Annotated in this window: 15 protein-coding genes, 1 other RNA gene and 1 pseudogene; all 17 read left to right on the forward strand. The window is 34.9% G+C overall.

The window, feature by feature from the left end; genetic code table 11:
- Positions 1-84: 84 nt before the first annotated feature.
- The 17 genes and pseudogenes from DWZ63_RS06755 to DWZ63_RS06835 all read left to right on the forward strand — a co-directional run bounded on the left by DWZ63_RS06755 (position 85) and on the right by DWZ63_RS06835 (position 21,464).
- The gene (locus tag DWZ63_RS06755; protein ID WP_243020507.1) at positions 85-1,401 is read left to right on the forward strand and encodes a HAMP domain-containing methyl-accepting chemotaxis protein; all 1,317 of its coding nucleotides are present in this window, start codon (positions 85-87) and stop codon (positions 1,399-1,401) included.
- Positions 1,402-1,595: 194 nt separating this feature from the next.
- Positions 1,596-1,939: a transfer-messenger RNA gene (gene ssrA, locus DWZ63_RS06760) on the forward strand.
- A 140-nt stretch (positions 1,940-2,079) separates the two neighbouring features.
- The gene (locus DWZ63_RS06765) at positions 2,080-3,693 is read left to right on the forward strand and encodes a hypothetical protein (RefSeq protein ID WP_022014419.1); all 1,614 of its coding nucleotides are present in this window, start codon (positions 2,080-2,082) and stop codon (positions 3,691-3,693) included.
- Between the two features lie 2 nt (positions 3,694-3,695).
- On the forward strand, positions 3,696-4,430 hold the full coding sequence (locus DWZ63_RS06770; protein ID WP_022014420.1) for a DUF6063 family protein: 735 nt from the start codon (positions 3,696-3,698) through the stop codon (positions 4,428-4,430).
- Complete coding sequence (locus tag DWZ63_RS06775) at positions 4,423-8,853, forward strand: hypothetical protein (protein ID WP_118499242.1); 4,431 nt, start codon at positions 4,423-4,425, stop codon at positions 8,851-8,853. The genes DWZ63_RS06770 and DWZ63_RS06775 overlap by 8 nt, the downstream gene beginning before the upstream one ends.
- An 88-nt stretch (positions 8,854-8,941) precedes the next feature.
- The gene (locus DWZ63_RS06780; RefSeq protein ID WP_055941406.1) at positions 8,942-9,301 is read left to right on the forward strand and encodes a 6-carboxytetrahydropterin synthase; all 360 of its coding nucleotides are present in this window, start codon (positions 8,942-8,944) and stop codon (positions 9,299-9,301) included.
- Between the two features lie 32 nt (positions 9,302-9,333).
- Positions 9,334-11,013: a Firmicu-CTERM sorting domain-containing protein gene (locus DWZ63_RS06785; protein WP_118499244.1), complete on the forward strand. Its 1,680-nt coding sequence runs from the start codon at positions 9,334-9,336 to the stop codon at positions 11,011-11,013.
- Positions 11,010-11,612, forward strand: coding sequence for an exosortase family protein XrtG (gene xrtG / locus DWZ63_RS06790; RefSeq protein WP_055942961.1), 603 nt, complete (start codon positions 11,010-11,012; stop codon positions 11,610-11,612). Before DWZ63_RS06785 ends, xrtG begins: the two co-directional genes overlap by 4 nt.
- Complete coding sequence (locus DWZ63_RS06795; protein WP_055941409.1) at positions 11,593-12,960, forward strand: TIGR03111 family XrtG-associated glycosyltransferase; 1,368 nt, start codon at positions 11,593-11,595, stop codon at positions 12,958-12,960. The genes xrtG and DWZ63_RS06795 overlap by 20 nt, the downstream gene beginning before the upstream one ends.
- Positions 12,961-13,006: 46 nt before the next feature.
- Positions 13,007-14,089, forward strand: coding sequence for a hypothetical protein (locus DWZ63_RS06800; protein ID WP_118499246.1), 1,083 nt, complete (start codon positions 13,007-13,009; stop codon positions 14,087-14,089).
- Positions 14,090-14,123: 34 nt separating this feature from the next.
- The gene (locus DWZ63_RS06805; protein WP_055941413.1) at positions 14,124-14,585 is read left to right on the forward strand and encodes a 6-carboxytetrahydropterin synthase; all 462 of its coding nucleotides are present in this window, start codon (positions 14,124-14,126) and stop codon (positions 14,583-14,585) included.
- Positions 14,586-14,641: 56 nt separating this feature from the next.
- Complete coding sequence (locus DWZ63_RS06810) at positions 14,642-16,438, forward strand: 6-pyruvoyl-tetrahydropterin synthase-related protein (protein ID WP_118499248.1); 1,797 nt, start codon at positions 14,642-14,644, stop codon at positions 16,436-16,438.
- Positions 16,439-16,610: 172 nt separating this feature from the next.
- Positions 16,611-17,735 carry a nucleoside recognition domain-containing protein gene (locus tag DWZ63_RS06815; protein WP_055941417.1) on the forward strand — a complete coding sequence of 375 codons (1,125 nt, stop codon included), beginning with the start codon at positions 16,611-16,613 and terminating at the stop codon, positions 17,733-17,735.
- Between the two features lie 34 nt (positions 17,736-17,769).
- Positions 17,770-19,149 carry an aminopeptidase gene (locus tag DWZ63_RS06820; RefSeq protein ID WP_055941419.1) on the forward strand — a complete coding sequence of 460 codons (1,380 nt, stop codon included), beginning with the start codon at positions 17,770-17,772 and terminating at the stop codon, positions 19,147-19,149.
- 29 nt (positions 19,150-19,178) lie between these two features.
- Positions 19,179-20,318 carry a prephenate dehydratase gene (gene pheA, locus DWZ63_RS06825; RefSeq protein WP_055941420.1) on the forward strand — a complete coding sequence of 380 codons (1,140 nt, stop codon included), beginning with the start codon at positions 19,179-19,181 and terminating at the stop codon, positions 20,316-20,318.
- 16 nt (positions 20,319-20,334) lie between these two features.
- Positions 20,335-20,510, forward strand: a pseudogene (locus tag DWZ63_RS06830) (IS982 family transposase); the annotation flags it as partial.
- A 132-nt stretch (positions 20,511-20,642) separates the two neighbouring features.
- Positions 20,643-21,464 carry a hypothetical protein gene (locus DWZ63_RS06835; RefSeq protein ID WP_055941423.1) on the forward strand — a complete coding sequence of 274 codons (822 nt, stop codon included), beginning with the start codon at positions 20,643-20,645 and terminating at the stop codon, positions 21,462-21,464.
- The last annotated feature ends 10 nt before the right edge of the window (positions 21,465-21,474 follow it).

Raw genomic sequence — 21,474 nt, forward strand, 5'->3', positions numbered from 1 at the left:
ATTTCGTGATTTTCATTGATATTTTTAGGAAATTGGGTATATAATAAAGTACTAAAAAAATAATACGAATAAGGAGTGATAATTTTGTTTGACAAAAAACTTGAAAGTTTAAATGTAAGACACAAGATTAACTATGGCTTTAATTTCGTAATAAAGCTCATGGTGGCATCAGGTATTTTATCTATTATGGCTTTAAGCTGGGTATTTAAGGATGTTAAGAAAAATATAGGTGCAAGTGGAAGTTTAAGTAGTACAACTGCCGTATTTATAATAGGTATTATTTTAATAATAGCATTTGTCGGACTTGCAATATATTTTTCAAAGATGCTTGGTACAAAGATCGTTCAGTCTATTATTGAACCTTTGATAGAAATCGAAAAGGTTACTAAGGAAATTGCTGCAGGTAATCTTCATTGTGAGATAGATTATCGTGCAAAGAATAAGATTGGGGAACTTGCACATGACCTGAGAAAGTCGGTTTCAGTACTCGCTTCCTATGTCGATGATATTTCAAATTCCATGGATGAGTTCTCAAAAGGAAATTTTGCGGCAGAACCACAGGTAGAATGGCAGGGAGATTTTAAAGGTATCAGAGATTCTTTTGTTGAATTTGAAAAGAGTATGTCAACTACAGTTAAAAGCATACAGCGTGTTGCAGATGAAGTTGCAGATGGCTCACAGCAGGTATCAGAAAGTTCAAACGGACTTGCAGAGAGTTCGACTGAGCAGGCAGCAGTCACAGAAGAACTTACGGCAACCATCACAAACATATCTGAGCAGGTAGCAAAGAACGCACGTAATGCAGAAGATATAAGTGCAAAGGTTAAAAATCTTGGCGGTGAGATTGCTATTGGAAATGAGAAGATGCAGGAGATGGTTCAGTCTATGAACGAAATCAGCGAGGCATCACAGGAAATAGGAAAGATTATTGCTACAATAAACGATATATCCGCACAGACAAATCTGCTTGCTTTAAATGCATCCATAGAAGCTGCGAGAGCAGGAGAAGCAGGAAAAGGTTTTGCGGTTGTTGCAGACCAGGTGGCAGTTTTGGCAGCACAGAGTTCAGAAGCGGCAAAAGAGTCATCACAGCTTGTTGAGACATCTGTAAAAGCTGTTGAAAAAGGTATCATAATTGTTGATGAAACGGCGAAACAGTTAGAGAATGTGGTAGCAGGTTCAGATGCTATTACAAAGGAAGTTAATGAAGTTGCAGATGCACTTGGTGCTCAGAATGATTCATTTGATCAGATAAATGAGGGTGTTGACCAGATAAACAATAATGTCCAGAATAATTCTGCGACAGCACAGGAGTGTGCGGCTGCAAGCGAAGAAATGGGTGGACAGGCAGAAGAACTTGATAGTCTTATCAGAAAGTTTAAGGTTGCTAAGTTTAAATAAATAAAATCATATTTTATTGCGAACAGGCTGTTATCGGTACTTAATCTTTTAAGTAGGAACAGTCTGTTTTCAAAATAAGTGTCTAGGTCTTTAAAATAAGTGTCAAGCGTTCTGTAAAATAAGTTGACACATAAAATGAAATATGGTAAAATGGCTTCATTAAAAACAGTTGCCAGAGAGCAGCTCAGTACAACGGGGTTGTACTGGTTTCGACGGGCTCACTGAAGATGGAGAAGCTGTTCGTGGTCGGACACCACGTAAAAAGTTCGACTTAAATTTAAACGCAGAAGATAATTTTGCATTAGCTGCCTAGTTGCAGCTCATCGGCCCTCATAGCCCACGATGAGGATCACCGGTGTCAACCTTGTGGGACCCTCTAATGTCAAAGCTTTGAGATATTAGAACATTTATGAAGCTACTAAAAGCTGCAGCCTGTTAGTGGGCGTCAGCCGGAGGGAATGTTAAAGCACTGACTATAACAGTAGAAGTACATTGAATCTGGGTTCGGACCGGGGTTCGACTCCCCGCAGCTCCACTATTTATTAAATGTTGAAATAACCAAATTTTTGGTTGTTTCAACATTTTTTTCTTAATATTTGTATTTAAATCTTAAATCCTTTATACTATTACATATTAAAAGATTATTAAGTAACAAATAAACGGGAGAAATTTTAAAATATGGAATACGATTTTTTGAAACAGTTTTCAAAGAGAATGAAGATTGTTGGTATGTTCTCAACATTGATAAAAAACAGTTGGCAGAAGACTACCTGGAAACAGTTCGGTTTTGAGACCATGGACGAGCAGGTGAATATGATATATGCGGTTCTTTTGTTCATTATGGAGTATTCACTCAGGGAGCAGCCTTGTACGATTGATGATATATCAGTCTTTGTTGATGATGTATGTAACAGGTATCTGAAAAAAAGTCTTTCTTACGAAAAAAGCAGGGAGCTTGCTGAGTTTATTATAAATATTGTTTTGTGTGATGAAGGTCATGCGATGTATTTTGACTGTTTTGAGTTTGAAAAGCGTGAATATAAAAAGAAAAATATAAGTTATCTGTCAAATGAGGTGGTCTATCTTGACGGTGATATAAAAAGAACAAGCTACAAACTTACTGATAACGGATATAATCTGGTATTATCGACACTCGAAGTCGAAAACAATATGAAGCTTACGATACATGAGATGATATTTAAGATGCACTTAGAACGGGCTACATATGATCAGGCACTTGATGAGGTTAAAAATATTTTTAATATGCTACGCATACAGCTTCAGAAAATACAGGAGGCGATGGATAAGATAAGGCGAAATGCACTTAATTATTCTATCGAGGATTACGAGCAGATTTTAAATGAAAATATGACTGCCATAAGTGATACAAAGCACAAGTTTATGGAGTACAGGCGTGTGGTTAGAAACCGTGTTAAAGAACTAGAAGATGAAAATATAAATATTAAGGCTTTGAGTGATGAGGATATGGAAAAACTTCATAATCTTCAGGATATTGAGAGATATTTGAGCAGGTCGATAGATGAACATCAGAAGATATTAAATAAACATTTTGACCTTAAAGATCTTTATTCTCATGAGCTTGAGCAGATGTCAAAGATGACGCTTATTAAAAGGTTTTCTATCAGAAATGATCTGTATGACAAAATTATTGAGCATCCGGGCAGTCTTGTAAATATAAATCAGTTTTTAAATCCGCTTTTTAGAAATAATCCGGAGAAAGTTTACAATCTGAATAAGTGTATTCAGTATCAGAAGCCGCTCAGAGAGAAAAATGATGATGAAGAAGAAGAAAAACTTGATTTTGATGCTATGGACTATGAGGAGCAAAAGGAGAGAAAACTCAGGGAAAAGTTAAAAAAATATCAGTCCAGTATGGAATTTCTTGTTGAAAGGACAATGGAGAATGATGGCGAGATTGATTTAGCTTCAATGAGTAGTCTGCCAGAGGAACAGAAGAAAGTGTTTATTCCGAATGCTGAAATGTTTAAGGAGATAATGGTTGAGTTTATTAAAGCCGGGAGTATTGATATTGATGAACTTAGAAAAGAGAGAAGAAATATAGTTGCGGAGGAAAGCTGTAGTTTTCAGTTAAATGAAATGATATTAAAAATTGCTGATGAGAGAAAAAATTCACAGATTAAACGTATAACCGTAAGAAGATGTGATGACGGACAGACAGTTTGTTTTAAGGATGTTTACAATGAATTTGGTGACAGACGAAATATATATTGTTCTAATGTTCAATTTAGATTTGAGAAAGAAATGGAGTAGTTATGGCATACGAGGCAGAAGAAGTAAAGATAAGTCAGGAAATATTTTGTACGCTTATTTCAAAACATGAATTAAGAGAGGAAGATAATAAGGAGCTGTTTGAAGGTTACACACAAAATCCAAGAATAATGAATCTTGTGAAAAGTCAGGGTGAAATTGCGGATTGTACAGTAGAAAGATATGGAAGTGTGATATATCTTATACCTGCTGAAGACAACGATTTTCTTGGGTTTTCAAAGCAGGAATTAAAAGCGAAACTCTGTAAGTCAGGAGCTACGGACAAGGATTATTATCTGTCACAGTTTGTTATCCTTACAATGCTTACAGAATTTTATGACGGTCAGGGGAGCAGCAGTAAATCAAGAGAATATATTAAGGTCGGTGAACTTATAAATCTGGTTTCAGACAGACTTATACAGGCTGGGAATAATATGACCGAGGAGGAAGAGGAAAAGACAGGGCTTGCATTTTCAAATATGCTTGAAGCATACACGGCACTTAGAAGTGACGAAAAGGGAAGAAAGACAAAGACGACAAAAGAGGGTTTTGTCCACAGGATACTGACCTTTTTACAGGAACAGGGACTTATAGAGTATATAGAGAGAGATGATATGATAAACACAACAAAAAAACTTGACAGTTTTATGGACTGGAATTTGTTAAATCAGAACAACTATATAAGAGTGAGCAAAGTTTTGGGAATCAGTGATGAAAAGGAGAAGGTAAAAGGTGAGTAAGATAAATACACTTCGTATCGTAAACTTAAATTATAACAATAATTCTATCAAGATAAGTGATGAAGCATTTCAGTTTAATGGTGAAAGTACGCTTATGTCACTTAGAAATGGTGGCGGAAAGACAGTGCTTGTGCAGATGATGACGGCACCATTTGTGCATAAAAGATACAGGGATACAAAGGATAGAAAGTTTGAGAGTTATTTTACGACAAACAGACCGACTTTCATTATGGTCGAGTGGGTGCTTGACGGGGAAGCCGGTTATGTGCTTACCGGAATGATGGTAAGAAAAAATCAGGAAGTTTCGGATGGGGAGGCTCATGATGAACTTGAGATGATAAATTTTGTATATGAATATACTGCCAGATGTGAAAATGACATATATCATATACCTATAATAAATGAGACTGAATCAGGTATGACATTAAAAAACTGGGGTTCATGTAAAAAGGTATTTGAAAAGCTTAAAAGAGAAGATGGTATGCATTTTAATTACTATGATATGGATATGCCTGCCCAGTCAAGAATGTATTTTGAAAAGCTTAAGCAGTACCAGATAAATTATAAAGAATGGGAAACTATTATAAAAAAGATAAATTTAAAAGAATCTGGACTTTCAGAGTTGTTTACGGATTGCCGTGATGAAAAAGGTCTTGTTGAAAAGTGGTTTTTAGAAGCAATAGAGAGTAAACTCAATAAAGATGGAAACCGCATTTTAGAATTTGAGACTATAATAAAAAAATACGCAAAACAGTACAGGGACAATCAGACAAAAATTCAGAGAATGAAAAATCTCAGAGGTTTTTTGGAAGAAGCATCTGGCATAAGAGTATATGCGGATGAATATGTCGATTACACTGAGAAAAGAAAAAATAAAGAAAATGATATTGCATGGTTTAATGTGATATTAAATGAGTTAAATGCAGAAGCTGAGGAAAGAAAAAGACTTCTTGACGAAGACATAAGGAAAAAACAGATAGAGATTTCAGATATAAAATATGAAGAAGTATCATATAATATTCATTCATTAGAGGCAAAAAAGGAAAGACTCATACACGAATACGAGCAGATAACACTTGAAAAAGGTCAGGTTGCAAAAGAAAAAGACAGGCTTGAGAATAAGAGGGCAAAGCTTCTTTGTGCGAGAGAAAATGAAGAAAAAAATGCTGCTCTTGCAGAATGTAGAAAGATTGAGAGCCGTCTTGAAGCATCAAAAAAGAGTGAGGAACAGAAAGAACCTGAAAGACAGGAACTCGGAAAAACACTTTTTAAACATTACAGCAGGGCAGTTTCGGAGTGCGAGGCTGAAATCGCAAATACAAGAGAAAATATAAAAAAGCAGGAAAAGCAGGAAAAAGAGTACAACCAAAGTAAGTCCGACTGTTTTAAACAAAAGGATGACAATTCATTACAGATAGGAAAGTGTCAGGCAAAAATTTCAAATTATGATGTGATTGAAGAACAGTTTAATAAAAAATACGAAGAAAAGCTTTGCAGAAATATTTTAGGTGTTTATGAGACGGGGACATTAGAATTAAGAGATGATGAGTATAAAAAAGAAATGTCGAAGATACAAAAAGATATAGTTTCTCTTAAACAGGAAAAGGTGAAAAATGATGATGATTTTGTAAAATATGTAAGAAAGCAGGATGATCTCAGAAATGAGATTATGGAGAAAAAGAGCAAGCTGGCATCAGAGAGAGAAATATGTCTTGATTTTGAGGAGCAGTTAAAAATAAGACAGGATATTATGAAACATTTTCTTGTAAGTGAAAATGATGTTTATAACAAGGAAGTGATACTTAAGGGTGCAGACAGAAAGCTTAAGGAGATAAGTGCTGCAAAAAGGTTGTTAGAGCGTGAGAGCGAGCAGACAAACACAGAGATAAAACTTCTTGAGAATGGAAGATTATTGGAGGTTTCAAAAGAGTTTGATGAATATCTGTCATCTATGGAGATTGAATATATATATGGTATGGAGTGGCTTTCAAATAATGGAAGAAGTATGGATGAAAATAAAAAGATAGCTGCCAATAATCCATTTATTCCATATGCGGTAATAATCTCCGGTGAGGATTTTAAAAAGCTGTTGGCAGATAAAAATAAGGTATTTACTTCAAATCCGGTGCCAATTGTAAAGAGAGAGGAGCTTGAAGATAGTTTTATAAATGATGAAACAGGTGTTGTAGAACTTGAAAAGATAAGCTTTTATCTGAAATTTCAAGAGGAACTTCTCAATGATAGCAAACGATATGAAATCATAGAACAAAAAAAGGAAAAAAGCAGGAAAATACAGGAAAACATTGAGAGAAGAGATGAAGAATATAAGGAGTATTTTTCTAAACAGGAATGTATAAAAAATCAGACGATAGAAAGTGACAGTATAGAAAGCAGCAGGGGACTTATTGATACACTCGAGAGTGAAACTGTTAAGATGCAGGCTGAACTTGAAAATCTGGAAAGTTTGAAAAGAAAGATTACCTTAGTAAACGAACAGATAAATCAGAATGTAACAGCACTGAATGAGAAAAAAAATCTTGCAGGGATAAGATTGCAGGATTTCGAGATGCTTAGAGAGAGTTATAATGATTACTGCGATGCAAAAGAGGAAAAAATACGACTTGACAAGAAAAATGAAGATATTGACAATAAGCTGAACATTATTACAGAAAAACTTAATAACCTTATCGAGGACATCAAAGCGGATGAAAAAACTGAGATGAAGAAGAAACAGGAGCTTCTTGGACTTCAGGAAAGATATGAGTATTTTGAAAAATTTAAGGGAAAATCAGAAAATGTTGATAAGGCGTCTTATACTTTGCTTGACGAAGAGGAAAGGATTTCAAAAGAGGCAGCTTACAATGCCCTTTTAAATGATTATTCAAATGAAGTGAAACTTCTTACGGAGCAGTATAACAGTGCCAACAGGAGATTTCTTAAGAGTAAGCAGGAGTTAGCAGAACTACTTGCAAAATACCGTATTAAAAAAACAGACATTGAAAAGACAAGGTATGATAAAGACGATAAGGCAGAATTAGATGAACGCATATCTGCTAACAATATGGAGTTACAGTTGTATGATGAAAAACTTAATAAAGTCAATACGCAGATAACCAAAAAAGAGTCAGACATTGAGCATGCTTACAAGGATATGTATAGGATTGCTGAAAAGAAAGAGCCAATTAGCAAGGATAAAATATCTGACACAAACTTTAAAGACAGGATAATTATAATCCAAAATGAGATAAGAGACACCAGACTTGACCTTGACGGAGTTACAAGTCTTTGCAGAGGATATGAAGCAAATATTTCTGCACTTGCCGAATATAGTGATTTAAAGGTTGAGGAAACCGATGAGCATATAAAGAAAGAGGATATTTTTGGAAAGTCGGTAAAAGAAATTGATAAGTTCAGGGGCATGATGATAAGAGATTACAGAGAACTTATTGAAAATGAGAGAAAGCAGAGTAATGTTATCACAAGACTTTTAAACGAGATGGCAAGAAAAAATATCTTTAAGGATGAATTTTTCCAGAAGCCTATCGAAGTATTATTATCACTTACGGATAATGCAGTCAATTTCATGAAACAGCTTAATATACTGGTTTCATCTTACGAAAGTATGATAGAAAAACTTGAGGTAGATGTTGCCATCGTTGAAAAGGAGCGTGTAAGGATAGTTGAACTTCTTGAGGAATATGTAAGGGATGTCCACGAGGAGCTTGGCAAGATAGATGGAAATTCAACGATAAAAGTGCATGGAGAGAGGAAGAAAATGCTTAAGATAACTCTGCCTGAGTGGTATGAGAATGAGGAGATATATCATCTTAAGATACAGGATATTCTTGAAGAGGTTACTGCAAAGACGATAAAGGCATTAGAGGAAAATAAAAATCCTGATGATATAACAGGGCTTTATATCAACACGAAGTATCTATACGATACGGTGGCAGGTACGGGTAATGTCCGCATAAAGCTTTACAAGATAGAGGAGCAGAAAGGAAGAGAAATTTCATGGTCAGATGTTGCGAAAAATTCAGGTGGTGAGGGATTTTTGTCGGCATTTATAGTTCTGTCAAGTCTGCTCTACTATATGAGAAAAGATGTGTCAGATGTATTTACCAATTATAATGAGGGAAAAGTGCTTGTTATGGACAATCCTTTTGCACAGACAAACGCTTCACATCTTTTGAAACCGCTTATGGATATGGCAAAAAAGACAAATACGCAGCTTATCTGCCTTTCAGGTCTTGGTGGTGATTCAATATATGACAGATTTGACAATATTTATGTGTTAAATCTTGTGGCGGCAAGCTTGAGAAACGGAATGCAGTATCTTAAAGGGGAGCACACAAGAGGAGATGAACAGGAAACAATGATAGCAACGCGGATACAGGTTACACAGCAGGAGCTTATGTTCTAAAATATATAAAATTGTATTTTAAGTATTATACGACATGATGTTGTTGTGAGAGTACATTATTCTGAAATGGAGGTGGCATGGGTAGTAGATGAAATGTTATAAGATTAAATACAGACTTGGCATAACCCATAGTGTTGACAATAATGAAAAGCACAAGCATAATCATATATTAGAAGGAGAAATATTTGCAAAACCGTCGGATGATGATTTTGTTGAATTTTCCGATATGGAGAACATGGTGAATGAAACACTTGAAGAATACAAAAACAAATATTTAAACGATTTGGAAGAGTTTAATGGCGACGCAAATATTGAAAATGTAGGAGAAGTTTTTTGGAAAAAACTTTTCAGGGTTTTTGAAAAAAATGGTTGGGCATTGATAAGGCTTGAAATTGGAGAAAATCCATTGAGGATATATTCAGTTTCAACTGAGGAAATAAGAATGTAAAGCTTAGTTTTGCTTAAGAGGGGAGAGTTTTTATGATAAGACTAGAGAAAACAATTGTTGCAGGAAGTATGGCATTGCTGCTTGCTGGAACATCATTTTTTATGCCGCAGAATAAAGTTATGGCGGCAAGAACAATAAAAATTGATGGAAATCCTTCAGAGTGGGATGGGATTACTGCATATAAGTCAAATGATTCAAAGATTGCAAAATGGTCTGTGTCAAAGAATGATGACTATGTATATTTTTATGTTCAGCAAAATGGTGGAAATATATATGGACAGCCTATAACATCTACAAACTTTATTATCAAATATGAAGATGGAAGCAGTGACGGAATACGTTTTGGAGCGAATATGAATGCTGTTAAAAACGGAACTTTTGGTGATATAGATGGTGTAGGTGATAAAGATAAGGCATCAGAGCCAAGTCAGGAAAAAGATAAGTATGAAACTGAATTCAGGATACCTCAGAAATTTTTTGGCGGTAAAAAATACACATTGGAATATTGCGGGACAAAGGTCAAAAGCGAGGATATTACTGACTTAAAGTCAAAGGATGAAGAGACGAAGAGTGACTATGTATATAATGGTATAAAGATTGATGGAAATTTCTCTGACTGGAATGCGGTTGACAAAAAAGATGTTACGGGTAACACTGAGAAAAACAATAACTTATCAAAGGCTGCGGTTGTATTTGACGGGGATTATATTTACATATATCTTAAGGAAACTTCAGATGGTGCAGCTTTAGCATCAGGAAGTTATTCAAGAGGTGCATATGAGCTCCTCACTGATACAGGCAGAAGAACATCTTTAAAGCTGGTAAAAAAAGATGGAAAATATCAGGTTGAGGTAAATGACTATGTAAACCATCAGATGAAGGGTGAAAGTATAAAAGTAGAACATTCAAATCTACAGTATGAAATTTCAGTACCTGTTTCTGCACTTAAACAGTACAACAAAAAGGTTTCATTTGGATATTACTGTGCAGATAAACCACTTGTGGAAGATATAGTAAATATTGACAAGGGTTCATCGCATGGTGCACTTAACAAGAAGTTTGATGGAATAACATATGATGGTGAGTATAGCGACTGGGACGATTATCCACATTCACTTATAGAATATTCTACACAGGGTGGACAGACTGATGATTCGGAGGCTGCTTTATATGCATCTGACGGATATTTGTACGGTCATGTAAAATCACTTCTTCATAAGACAACTGAGGGGAAAAATGAGTTTATGCCGTTTGCGGTAAGAGCCAATAAAAATGATAAGACATCAATTTCTTTCAGATTTGTTTCTGTTGACAAGGATGGAAATATAAACTGGAATCCAAAGCTTACAAATCTTGAAAATGGAACATATGAGTTTACGCTTGTAGATATAGGCTCATGGACGACTTATAAAAATGTATCAGATAAGGGGTTTATTGATTATGGAAAGATTAAGATAACAACAGGCAGCAAATATGATGAGATGGAATATCGAATTTATATGAACAAACTTGCTAAGAAATTTGGTCTTGATGAAAATGAGATGAAAGTTTTGCAGGCACAGTATATAAATATAGGTGAAGAGTGGGTGACATATGCGGGTACTTCTACAGGTCCTTTTGTGGGGGTTACAATGTGTTGTCTTACGGCAGCAGGTGTACTTTCATACAAAAAAAGAAAAGATAAAAAGAGCATGATGAGGATAGCTGAATGATTAGATATATAATACTTTTGATATTTCTGGTTGTGTGGTTATACATACTTCATGTGACTAAAAAAGCGAAATTACCATTCTGGCATTTCCTATGGGGAAGTGCCGGATTGTTTGTAATCATTTTTGTCGGATTTAAAGATGTACTTACACAGCCTATGGCAAATATTGTAGCAGCGGTTGCCGGTATAGTTGGAAAAATGACCGGTGTATTTGAACCATATTATAAATATGGTATTATTTTTGTGGAATCAGCCAAAGATTCCATTACACTAAAGATTGATTTTGAATGTTCGGGTATTATTGAGATAACGGCATTTCTGTCACTTCTTATATTTTTTAATGTATATTCAAGATATGAAAAAGTCATTATAGGATGCATAGGAACGGTATATATTATTGTCGCAAATGCATTAAGAATAATACTGATATGTCTTATAATACATTTCAAAGGTGTGGATTATTATTATATTTCACATGCATTGATAGGAAGAATTTTCTTCTATATCTTGTCTATCATATTATATTTTTATGTATTTACAAAAGCTCAGATAATAAGTCAGAAGGTAGGAGGATTTGGATATGTCGATGATAATAAATAGATTTGTAAATTCTTTTGTCTTCTGGGCAGCGTGGATAATCATTCCGGTTATTATGGAGATAATACCGTCAATAGGAAGTATAGTTGTTCTTATAAAGAAAAAAATAAAACCGGTTAAATATGATATTCCTATAATATATCCGGAGATATCGCTTCTTATACCTGTTTATAACTCACAGGACTCGTTAGAGGCCTGTATCAGTTCGATATATGAAAGTGATTATCCGAATGACAAGATAAGGATATTTCTTGTGAACAATCAGGGGCAGGATAACAGTTTTAATGTGTTTGCTGAATGTCAGAAGAAGTTTCCGGAACTTATGATGCAGTGGTTAAATGCAAAGCAGGGAAAGTCAAAAGCTTTAAATCTTGCTTTATTTAACAGTGATGGAAAATATATAATTCATATTGACAGTGACGGAATACTTGAAAAAACTGCTCTTACCAATATGGTAAATAAGTTTGAGGCAGACCTGTCTATAGACTGTATGACAGGTGCGATAATGACAATGCCGGACCAGGTGGAAGAGTATAAGGGGTTCTTTGCAAAATTACTTAGAAAAATGGAGTTTATGGAATATGCACAGGCATTTCTTGCAGGAAGAAATTATGCATCTGAGCTGAATGCAATATATACATTGTCAGGTGCATTTTCAGCATTTAGAAAATCTACGGTGCTTAAATCACAGCTTTATAATACAGATACGATATGCGAGGATACGCAGATTACATTTCAGATGAAATATCTTCAGAAAAAGCGTGTTTATATGTGTGAGAATGCTATATTTTATGTTGATCCAATAGAAGATATGAATAAACTCTATACACAGAGACAGAGGTGGCAGAGAGGAAGTCTGGAAGTTTCACATCTGTTTATGAAAAAAAAGATGAATCCTTTGAAAATATTCACTGATGTTAATATAAGAACACTGATGTATGACCATACTTTTGCATTTCCAAGAATTATATGGTATCTTGCACTTATATGTCTTTTGTTTATGAAGTATTCTTTCACTTCAATAGTTTATTCAACTTTGTTTATATTTCTGCTTTATATTTTGGTAGGATATTGTTATTATTTTACAACGATAGGTTTTTTATCAGGTTTCAAGAAATTAAGGAGATATTATGCAAGGCAGTGGTATATAGTACCATTACTTCCGTTTTTTAATTTTGTCGTATTTTTTATAAGATTTGCAGGGGTTATAAACAGTATAAATACAAACAGTGCATGGAAAACAAAGACATTTACGGAAGAAAAGAGAGCGTTCTTTAAGGTTATAAGAGATGAATTTATTATACCGATAAGAATTATCGAGAAGATTAAAAAAATTGTCAACACTGACTGATATGTTTTTGGAAGATTAAAAAGAGAGTGGATGAGGAAGTTATAAAATGAATAAAAACAGAATATTTAAAAAGGTTTCATTTGCAATTATTGTATTTGCTTTAGTTGTGGGCTGTGTGGTTTTATACCAGACAAAAACATACAATAACGGTGTTCTTGAAATTTATGCGTCTCAGCAGGATCAGTATATAAAACTTGTATTGGATCAAATAAATCTTAAAAAAGATACATCTGGTTCAGGACAGGAAATGATAAGAGATATACTTGGGTCGATTGATGGCTCTGAAAAAGAGTATTGGACTTTGTCAAAGGAAGACTCTTTATTATTTGTAAAGGATGTAACAGAGAGTGACAGATACAGAGGACTTTCAACAGCATCGTATTATGTATCTGAAAGCGGACGGAGTTTTTTGAATAGTCTTGAAAAGAATAAAGTGAAGCATAGATTTATAAGTCAGTCAGGTAAAAAATATATTGCATCGGGTGTATTTTTTGAAGTAAATGGAGATGAATATAAAATATGTCTGCTTACGAATGAAAAATATATTATCAATAACAATGAGTTTATGCAGGCACAGATAATAATTCTAATAGGAGTTGTGCTTCTTGTTTTAATGCTTTTAGTAGTGTCGATGATTATGGCGGGCAATATAGATAAAAAACAGTCTCAGATTGACAAACTTAATGAACAGATTCAAAATAAAAATCTGAGCATTGAGAAGATTGAGAGTGAACTTAGTATGTTGAGTGAATATGATGTGAAAAACACTGTATTTAAAGAAAAAATAATAGATCGTTTTATGGAAAAATTAGAAAATAAAAATATAACATCAGTGAGATTTGAAACAGTTGTTTTTAGTGATGCAGGTGCATATGACATTTTTTTAAAAAATTCCCAGTGGATGCTTGACAAAAAGACGCTTAAATTTGAAATAGACAGTGTCAAAGAAAAAAATGCGGTTATGCTTGTGTTTATAGGACATTCCGCAAATGAGGTGAAAAATATCATGCAGATGATAATCGGAGAAAATGATAAGTGCCTGACACCATGTGAATGGAGAAAATCCGATAAAAAGTTAAAAGAGTATTGCAATGATTACCTTAATAAGATAATAGAGCAGATTGGCTGACATAACAGCATCTGAAAATGTCAGGAGGAGAAATATGGCAACTAGACTTTACAGAGAATACAAATTTAAATTTTATCTTAATGCGAATCATTATATTATAATAAACGGAAAAAACGGTCAGACACATCCTCATACATGGGAATTTGTGTTTTATATAATGAAGAGTGAGGGAGAATTTGTTCTTTTTAACAAATTTGAGAAAGCAATAGAAGAGTATCTTGAAAAATTTCAGGGGAGAGTTATGAATGAGATACCTCCATTTGACACAATGGTTCCAACATTGGAAAATATATCAGATTATTTTTGTGATGAGATAAGGAGCATAATAACGAAGCTTGGAGGAGAACTTGCTTTTATGGAGAGTAGTGAAACTCCGACAAGAAGTTATATTATCGATCTTAGGGATGGTCTTGATTTTAAAGAAAATATGTCTAAATTGACGGAAAAACAGGTGGATGAGGTTATGGAAAATATAATTGACAATATACTTGAATGATATAATGCTTATGAACAGATATTTGTATCAATAATAGACATGGAAATGGGGAAAAGATGGTTTTAATTATAGGTTTAGCCGCTTTATTGTGCTGGGTATTAATAGGTTGCAGAACAAAGAGATATTTTGCAGGTATATTTACGGGATTGATATGGATGTTTATACCATACAATTTTTATAATGTTGTTGTAACCGAAAATATAAGTGCACTGCTCAGCACGGTAATCGTGCCGGTGGCAGTTTATACAAGTTTTGATTATATAAAAACAAAGCAGAAAATTATGCCGGTCATTACCGCACTTGCTTTGCTGATACTCAGGCAGCTTGATGCATATACTGCGGCAGTGATTTCAGGCTGCATGGTGATACTGCTTTTATTATGGAAAATAGTAAATGAAGAAAAACATGGTATTATAGCACCTGCAGCAGCAGTTCTTTTGCCAAATATCGTAACAATATATCAGTCATTAGCAGGAAAGGGATTTTATCGTGAAAATTTTTGTATCTCGGAAGATACGATTATTTTTTCAATTAAAGATGTGTTAAATCCTGTGTATAATCTTAGACATGATGAGTCTATATATTATTTTGGAATAGTTATTTTGTTATGTGCTGTATTTGGATTTATATGCAGTCACCGAAAAACGAATATAATGTTTTTATATGGCATATTTCTTATGGTATTTACGGTAAATCCGATTGCAGGATGGTTTGTAAAGAAAACAGGTTTTAGAAGTGACAGATTATATGTTCTGGCTATTATGTCATATACCAGCATATTTGTGGCATTTGTCATGTGGGAAACATTAAAACTTAAGATACATATTGCATTATGTATATTGCTTTGTATGGATATGATTCCCTCGGCATATCTGACATATCAGAAACGAGATAATTTTGTGACATTTTCAGAAGAGAATGATGTATCTGACAGTATTTTGAAGGAAGCACAGAGAGTAACAAAAAATAAGATGATTTTTGCGGGAAAACTTAATGAAGATAAGATTACGGATAAAATTGCGGAGGCAATGGATCTTGGAGAATACCTTTATGTTTTTGACAGGTGTATTTCGGCAGGCTATGATACCGTAGTTTTAGAAAAGTCTAAAATGAGAAACAAAGATGCCGACATATATATGGTTGAGGATGCCGCAAAAAAAGAAAATTACAGGCTTATATCATCAAATAAGTATTATATACTTTTTCACCATGACAAATGTGATAATAGCAATTTTAAAGTAGAAAACAGTTACAAAGCGATAGGAATAGGTGATAAGGTACATCAGTTGGCGATGATATATCCTCAGATTTATGAAAGTGATGAGACAAATATAGAAAAATATTCGGCATCGGAATTGTCAAAATATGAGACTGTTTATCTTAGCGGATTTACATATGATGATAGGGATGATGCGGAAAATATAATAAAAGATGTTGCAAAGAGCGGAACAAAAGTGGTGATAAATGCAGACAATATTCCTTATGACCTAAAGACAAGAAATAAAGCACTTCTTGGGGTTAGCTGCAACAGCATAAATTTTGAAAACGGTTATCCTACATTGATAATTGACAAAAAGGAGATATTAACAGAGCTGTTTGATGAAGAGTATGCACAGTGGCAGGGTGTGTATATAAATGGTCTTAAAAATGTTGATGGATATTTTAAAGAAAACGGTCAGAATATTGATTTTATGGGAAGTATTAAAGACAAAAATATAAATTTTGTCGGCATCAATCTTATAAGTCATTATGCTATAACATATGATGATACACTGAAAAAGTATATTGACAATCTCGTTGGATTTAAACAGGAGGATGCACCACAGCATGAAATAGTTATAAAAAACAAATGATAACATAAACATGATACAAAAAGCTTTTTAAAGATATGTTTAGCATAAAGTCTAAGGCTTTGCAGACAATAGTATGTAGTGCACAGACTTATAGACTGAAATTGTAATAGTGTGGTATTGGTACAAATGTATGGATTTATAGTGCAGACATATCATTTTAAAGAGGTGTATCATGAAAAGAAAATTATTTATAGTGATGACTGTCGGTATGATAATCTTATTTACGATAATGCCGTCAGTTGTGAGTGAGGGAGCAAAAGACGGGCTGCTGTTATGGTTTATGGCAATAGTCCCGTCATTGCTTCCTTTTATGATTTTGTCCGGAATATTGGTGAAATTAAAAACCACAAAATACATAAACCGTTTTTTAAGACCACTTTTTGGGTTAGTGTTTGGGGTAAGTGACGGCGGAAGTTATCCCATACTTATAGGGTTTCTTGCCGGATGTCCTATCGGGGCAAAAACGGCTGCACAGTTGTATAAGGGCGGAGAGATAAAGAGGGAAGAAGCCCAGTATCTTATGATGTTTTGCAATAATTTAAGCCCTATGTTTCTTATTGAATTTATCGGGGTAAAATGCCTTGATGTAAAAAATCCGTTTTTGATATTTGTCGTTGTCGCAGGTTCAGCGGTGATAAATGCATGGATAGTGAGAAAAAAATTGACGGTGAGAGAAAAATCTTCTCAGGGTAGCCGGGATAAAAAAATGATTGTGGATGTATATAAAAATGGAAGTGATGGAAAAAGTTTTAATGTCTGGAAGAAATTAAGTTACAAGAAAGCGGAGAGAATAGGAGAAAGTGTTAAGTTTGAAAAAAATATTAATGAAGGTAAAAAATTGAGCAGTAGGAAAGATGAGAGAAGCAGAGAAAATGTTAAGACTGAAAAAAATTATCCGGTGATGGATGCCGTTGATGAGAGTATTGCGGATTCGTGTGAAACAATATTAAAAATAGGCGGTTACATAATATTATTTTCAATAATAACGAGTATAATAGAATATATAATTCCTGAAAAATACGATGTGGCAGGGTGCATTGCCGCAGGGATAACAGAGGTCAGCACAGGTGCGATGCAGCTCGCAGGGAATGAATGGCTGTCCGGTATAAGAGTGATTATGACAGATGCGAAAACTATTGTTACGGTCTGGCTGTGTGCCTTTGGCGGAATTTCAAGTGTTGCACAGACATACAGTGTACTGTCAGGAACAGACTTATCAATAAAAAAGTATGTGATTGCAAAGATAAGGCAGGGATTTATTGCAGTAATACTTGCATTATTGGTGTTCAGGATATAAAATATAGGGAGTGTGAAATGGAGGTTATTTTATTATGGAAAGAAAAAATGCTTGGAAATCATATGATGAAAACAACAAAAAAGAGTTAGAAATACTTTGTAAAGAATATAGAGAATTTCTGTCGGCAGGAAAGACAGAGAGAGAATGTGTAAAACAGATAATCGCACAGGCTGAGAGTGCAGGCTACAGAAATCTTGATGTTTATCTTAAATCTGGTGAAAAACTTAAATGTGGCGATAAAATATACTCAGTGTGCATGAATAAGACGGTTGCAATGTTCCAGATAGGAAAAGAGCCGCTTGATAGTGGAATGAATATATTAGGGGCACATATCGATTCACCTAGAATGGATATAAAGCAGAATCCTTTGTATGAGGACAGTGACCTTGCATATCTCGATACACATTATTACGGCGGTATCAAGAAATACCAGTGGGTAACAATTCCTCTTGCAATCCATGGTGTTATTGCAAAGAAAGATGGAAGTGTTGTCGAGGTAAATATAGGAGAGAACGATAACGATCCTGTATTTTGCGTGAGCGACCTTCTTATACATCTTGCAGCAAATCAGATGGAAAAGAAAGCTTCAAAGGTTATCGATGGCGAAAACCTTGATGTTTTAGTCGGAAGCATACCACTTAATGATGAGGAAAAAGAAGCTGTATCAAAGGGCGTACTTGCAATATTAAAAGAAAAATACGGAATGGAAGAAGAGGACTTTATGTCATCAGAGCTTGAGGTCGTACCGGCAGGAAAGGCAAGAGAACTCGGCTTTGACAGAAGTATGATAATGTCTTACGGACAGGATGACAGAGTATGTGCTTACACCTCGCTTGCTGCAATGCTTGGAACTGATGCCGAGCTTGAAAAAACAGCCTGCTGTCTTTTAGTAGACAAGGAAGAAATCGGAAGTGTCGGTGCAACAGGAATGCAGTCGAAATTCTTTGAAAATGTCGTGGCAGAACTTATAAGTCTTGAGGGTGATTATAATGACCTTAAACTTAGAAGATGCCTTGCAAACAGCAAGATGCTTTCATCAGATGTAAATGCAGGCTATGACCCGCTTTTTGCAGATGCCTTTGAAAAGAAAAACGCATCATTCTGCGGACGCGGAGTTGTATTCAGCAAATTTACGGGAAGCCGCGGAAAATCAGGTTCAAATGATGCAAACGCAGAATATATAGCAAAACTCAGAAAGATAATGGATGACAACAATGTGCATTATCAGATGGCAGAGCTTGGAAAAGTAGATGTAGGTGGCGGCGGAACAATCGCTTATATCATGTCACTTTACGGAATGGAAGTAATCGACTGTGGTGTAGCTATATTAAATATGCATGCACCGTGGGAGGTAGCAAGCAAAGCAGATGTTTACGAAGCAAAGAAATGCTATGAGGCATTCCTTAAAAATTAGAGATAAAGAACTGAAGGGAAAATAGATTTATGGTTGTTGACTTAAAAGAAAGCAGAAAAAAAATTGATAATATCGATAAGGAGATAGCAAAGCTCTTTGAAGAAAGAATGAAAGTTGCAACGGATGTTGCGGCGTATAAAAGAAGTACGGGAAAAAAAGTCTTTGACCCCGTAAGAGAAGAAGAAAAGATAAAGACTCTCAGAGAACTTACAACTGATGAATTTAATAAGACAGGAATAGAAGATCTCTTTAGACAGATAATGTCAATAAGCAGAAAGTATCAGTATAAAGTTCTTGGAAGTGAGACAAATGAGCTGCTGCCATTTAAGCAGGTGGACAAGCTCGATGTTGACAAAGATACAAGAATCGTATGCTTCGGAGAACATGGGGCATATACTGAGCAGGCAATGGAGGAAGTATTTGGAACAGATATAACCTCCATGAACAGGCTTTCTTTTAAGGAGGTACTTGAGACAGTAGCAAACGGTGAGGCAAAATACGGAGTTATACCTATTGAAAACACTTCAACAGGCGGAATAAACGACACATATGACCTTCTTCTCGATTATGATATAACAATAGTTGCAGAGCATGTAGTAAAAGTAGAACAGGCACTTCTTGGAAAACCGGGAGCAAAAATATCAGATATAAAAAAGGTGTATTCACATCCGCAGGGAATAATGCAATGTTCAAAATTTATAACAGAACAGGGAATGGAAAGTGAATCATACATGAGCACATCAAGTGCGGCGAAAAAAGTAGCCGAGGAAGACGATATCTCGCAGGGAGCTATTGCAAGCACAAGAGCCGCAAAGCTTTTCGGACTTGATGTATTAAAAGAGAGTATCAACTTTGAAAACAGTAACTATACGAGATTTATCATAGTCACAAATCAGAAAGTATTCCTTTCAAATGCAAATAAAATAAGTCTTTCATTTGAGATAAAGCACCAGGCAGGAGCACTTTACAATATGCTCTCAAACTTCTATTACAATGACTTAAATCTTACAAAGATAGAGTCAAGACCGATAGAAAACAGAAATTGGGAGTACCAGTTCTTTGTAGATATTGAGGGAAACCTAAATGATCCGGGTGTGCGGAATGCACTTGCATGTATAAGTGAGTGTGCAAAACAGCTGACAATACTTGGAAATGTGAGGACGAAGTAAAAATAATGCCACTGTTATTGCAATTTATGAAGACTGTATTTTAAACACTTATATTATATTGTTGACGATTTGTATCATCAGTTTGCTCCTCACGAGGTTACCAAACGAAGGCATATCCTGGACGCAAAATTATCTGACTCAGAAATCATTACGATTAGTTTTTGTGTGGAATTGGCAGGTGTTGATTACGATTAAGGGATTAAATGATATAAAGTGCCAGCAAAAACATATAAAGTGTGCAGTATGTGGTGTTAGCATGGGACAGACAGGCAGCTGTGTATTATGTACTAAAGTAGAGCATATTGCGAGGCAGGTGATAACAATATGAAGATAAATATAGGAAATCATGAGTTCACAGAATTATGGGATGGTGTTTTGTACAAAGTTTTGTCGGATTATCCTAATGTAGGTGCTAATGAAATGAAAGACATTATTGACTTTGTGAATTATGAGGAAATTAATGGAAGACAATGTGAAATAGAAGCTGACAGGGACGATATTTTACAGTATGTTCAGAAAGAAATGTTAAATCCGGATAAATATAAGAATGTACGCAGACCTGAAATTATAAGAGAATGTACGGCGTGTAAAACAAGGGGAGGTTGTATGACAGATTTGGTGTGTCATACGGCACCTTTAGAAAATGCAATTTCCATTTTGAAGTGTGGTTCTTTATTATCGGCTGTAAATGCAAGGAAACTTCCGGATACTGTTTTACAGAAAGAAGACAGAAATGCAGCAAATGATCCCACAGATTTTTTTCATTATGTAATGTTTTCGTGGGGAAACTGTCAGGCTGGGGACAGATTGGTAATGGAGAGAAAACTGGGTAGAAGCCCGTCATCGGATGAGATGAGTGCAGGCTTTACACCGGGAGTACGTTTTTATTTTAAGTATGATGATTTAGATAAGCATCCGCAGGCTATACACGATGGTTTTTTACCAATTAAGGTAAAAGATGAGGTTAAGCTGGCTGATTATGTGTATATGATTGTCGTTCCATTTGAATACAAAGAACAAATAATGAAAGTTATGCCGGAATGTCTGGTAGACAGAGTATGTTGTTTAAGTCATGATAAGTTGGATGTATGGCAGTGGTCAGAAAAAGTGTATTCTTTTGTGCATGAGATGACAAAATGTAATTAGGACTAAGAAA

The organism is Clostridium sp. AF34-13 (assembly GCF_003477845.1).
Taxonomy (GTDB): domain Bacteria; phylum Bacillota; class Clostridia; order Lachnospirales; family Lachnospiraceae; genus Butyribacter; species Butyribacter intestini.

Coding starts and splice junctions, on each gene's coding strand:
- DWZ63_RS06805 (WP_055941413.1), top strand. CDS start 14,124: ATGGCAACTAGACTTTACAGAGAATACAAATTTAAATTTTATCTTAAT.
- pheA (WP_055941420.1), top strand. CDS start 19,179: ATGGTTGTTGACTTAAAAGAAAGCAGAAAAAAAATTGATAATATCGAT.
- DWZ63_RS06770 (WP_022014420.1), top strand. CDS start 3,696: ATGGCATACGAGGCAGAAGAAGTAAAGATAAGTCAGGAAATATTTTGT.
- xrtG (WP_055942961.1), top strand. CDS start 11,010: ATGATTAGATATATAATACTTTTGATATTTCTGGTTGTGTGGTTATAC.
- DWZ63_RS06835 (WP_055941423.1), top strand. CDS start 20,643: ATGAAGATAAATATAGGAAATCATGAGTTCACAGAATTATGGGATGGT.
- DWZ63_RS06800 (WP_118499246.1), top strand. CDS start 13,007: ATGAATAAAAACAGAATATTTAAAAAGGTTTCATTTGCAATTATTGTA.
- DWZ63_RS06820 (WP_055941419.1), top strand. CDS start 17,770: ATGGAAAGAAAAAATGCTTGGAAATCATATGATGAAAACAACAAAAAA.
- DWZ63_RS06795 (WP_055941409.1), top strand. CDS start 11,593: ATGTCGATGATAATAAATAGATTTGTAAATTCTTTTGTCTTCTGGGCA.
- DWZ63_RS06815 (WP_055941417.1), top strand. CDS start 16,611: ATGAAAAGAAAATTATTTATAGTGATGACTGTCGGTATGATAATCTTA.
- DWZ63_RS06765 (WP_022014419.1), top strand. CDS start 2,080: ATGGAATACGATTTTTTGAAACAGTTTTCAAAGAGAATGAAGATTGTT.
- DWZ63_RS06785 (WP_118499244.1), top strand. CDS start 9,334: ATGATAAGACTAGAGAAAACAATTGTTGCAGGAAGTATGGCATTGCTG.
- DWZ63_RS06810 (WP_118499248.1), top strand. CDS start 14,642: ATGGTTTTAATTATAGGTTTAGCCGCTTTATTGTGCTGGGTATTAATA.
- DWZ63_RS06780 (WP_055941406.1), top strand. CDS start 8,942: ATGAAATGTTATAAGATTAAATACAGACTTGGCATAACCCATAGTGTT.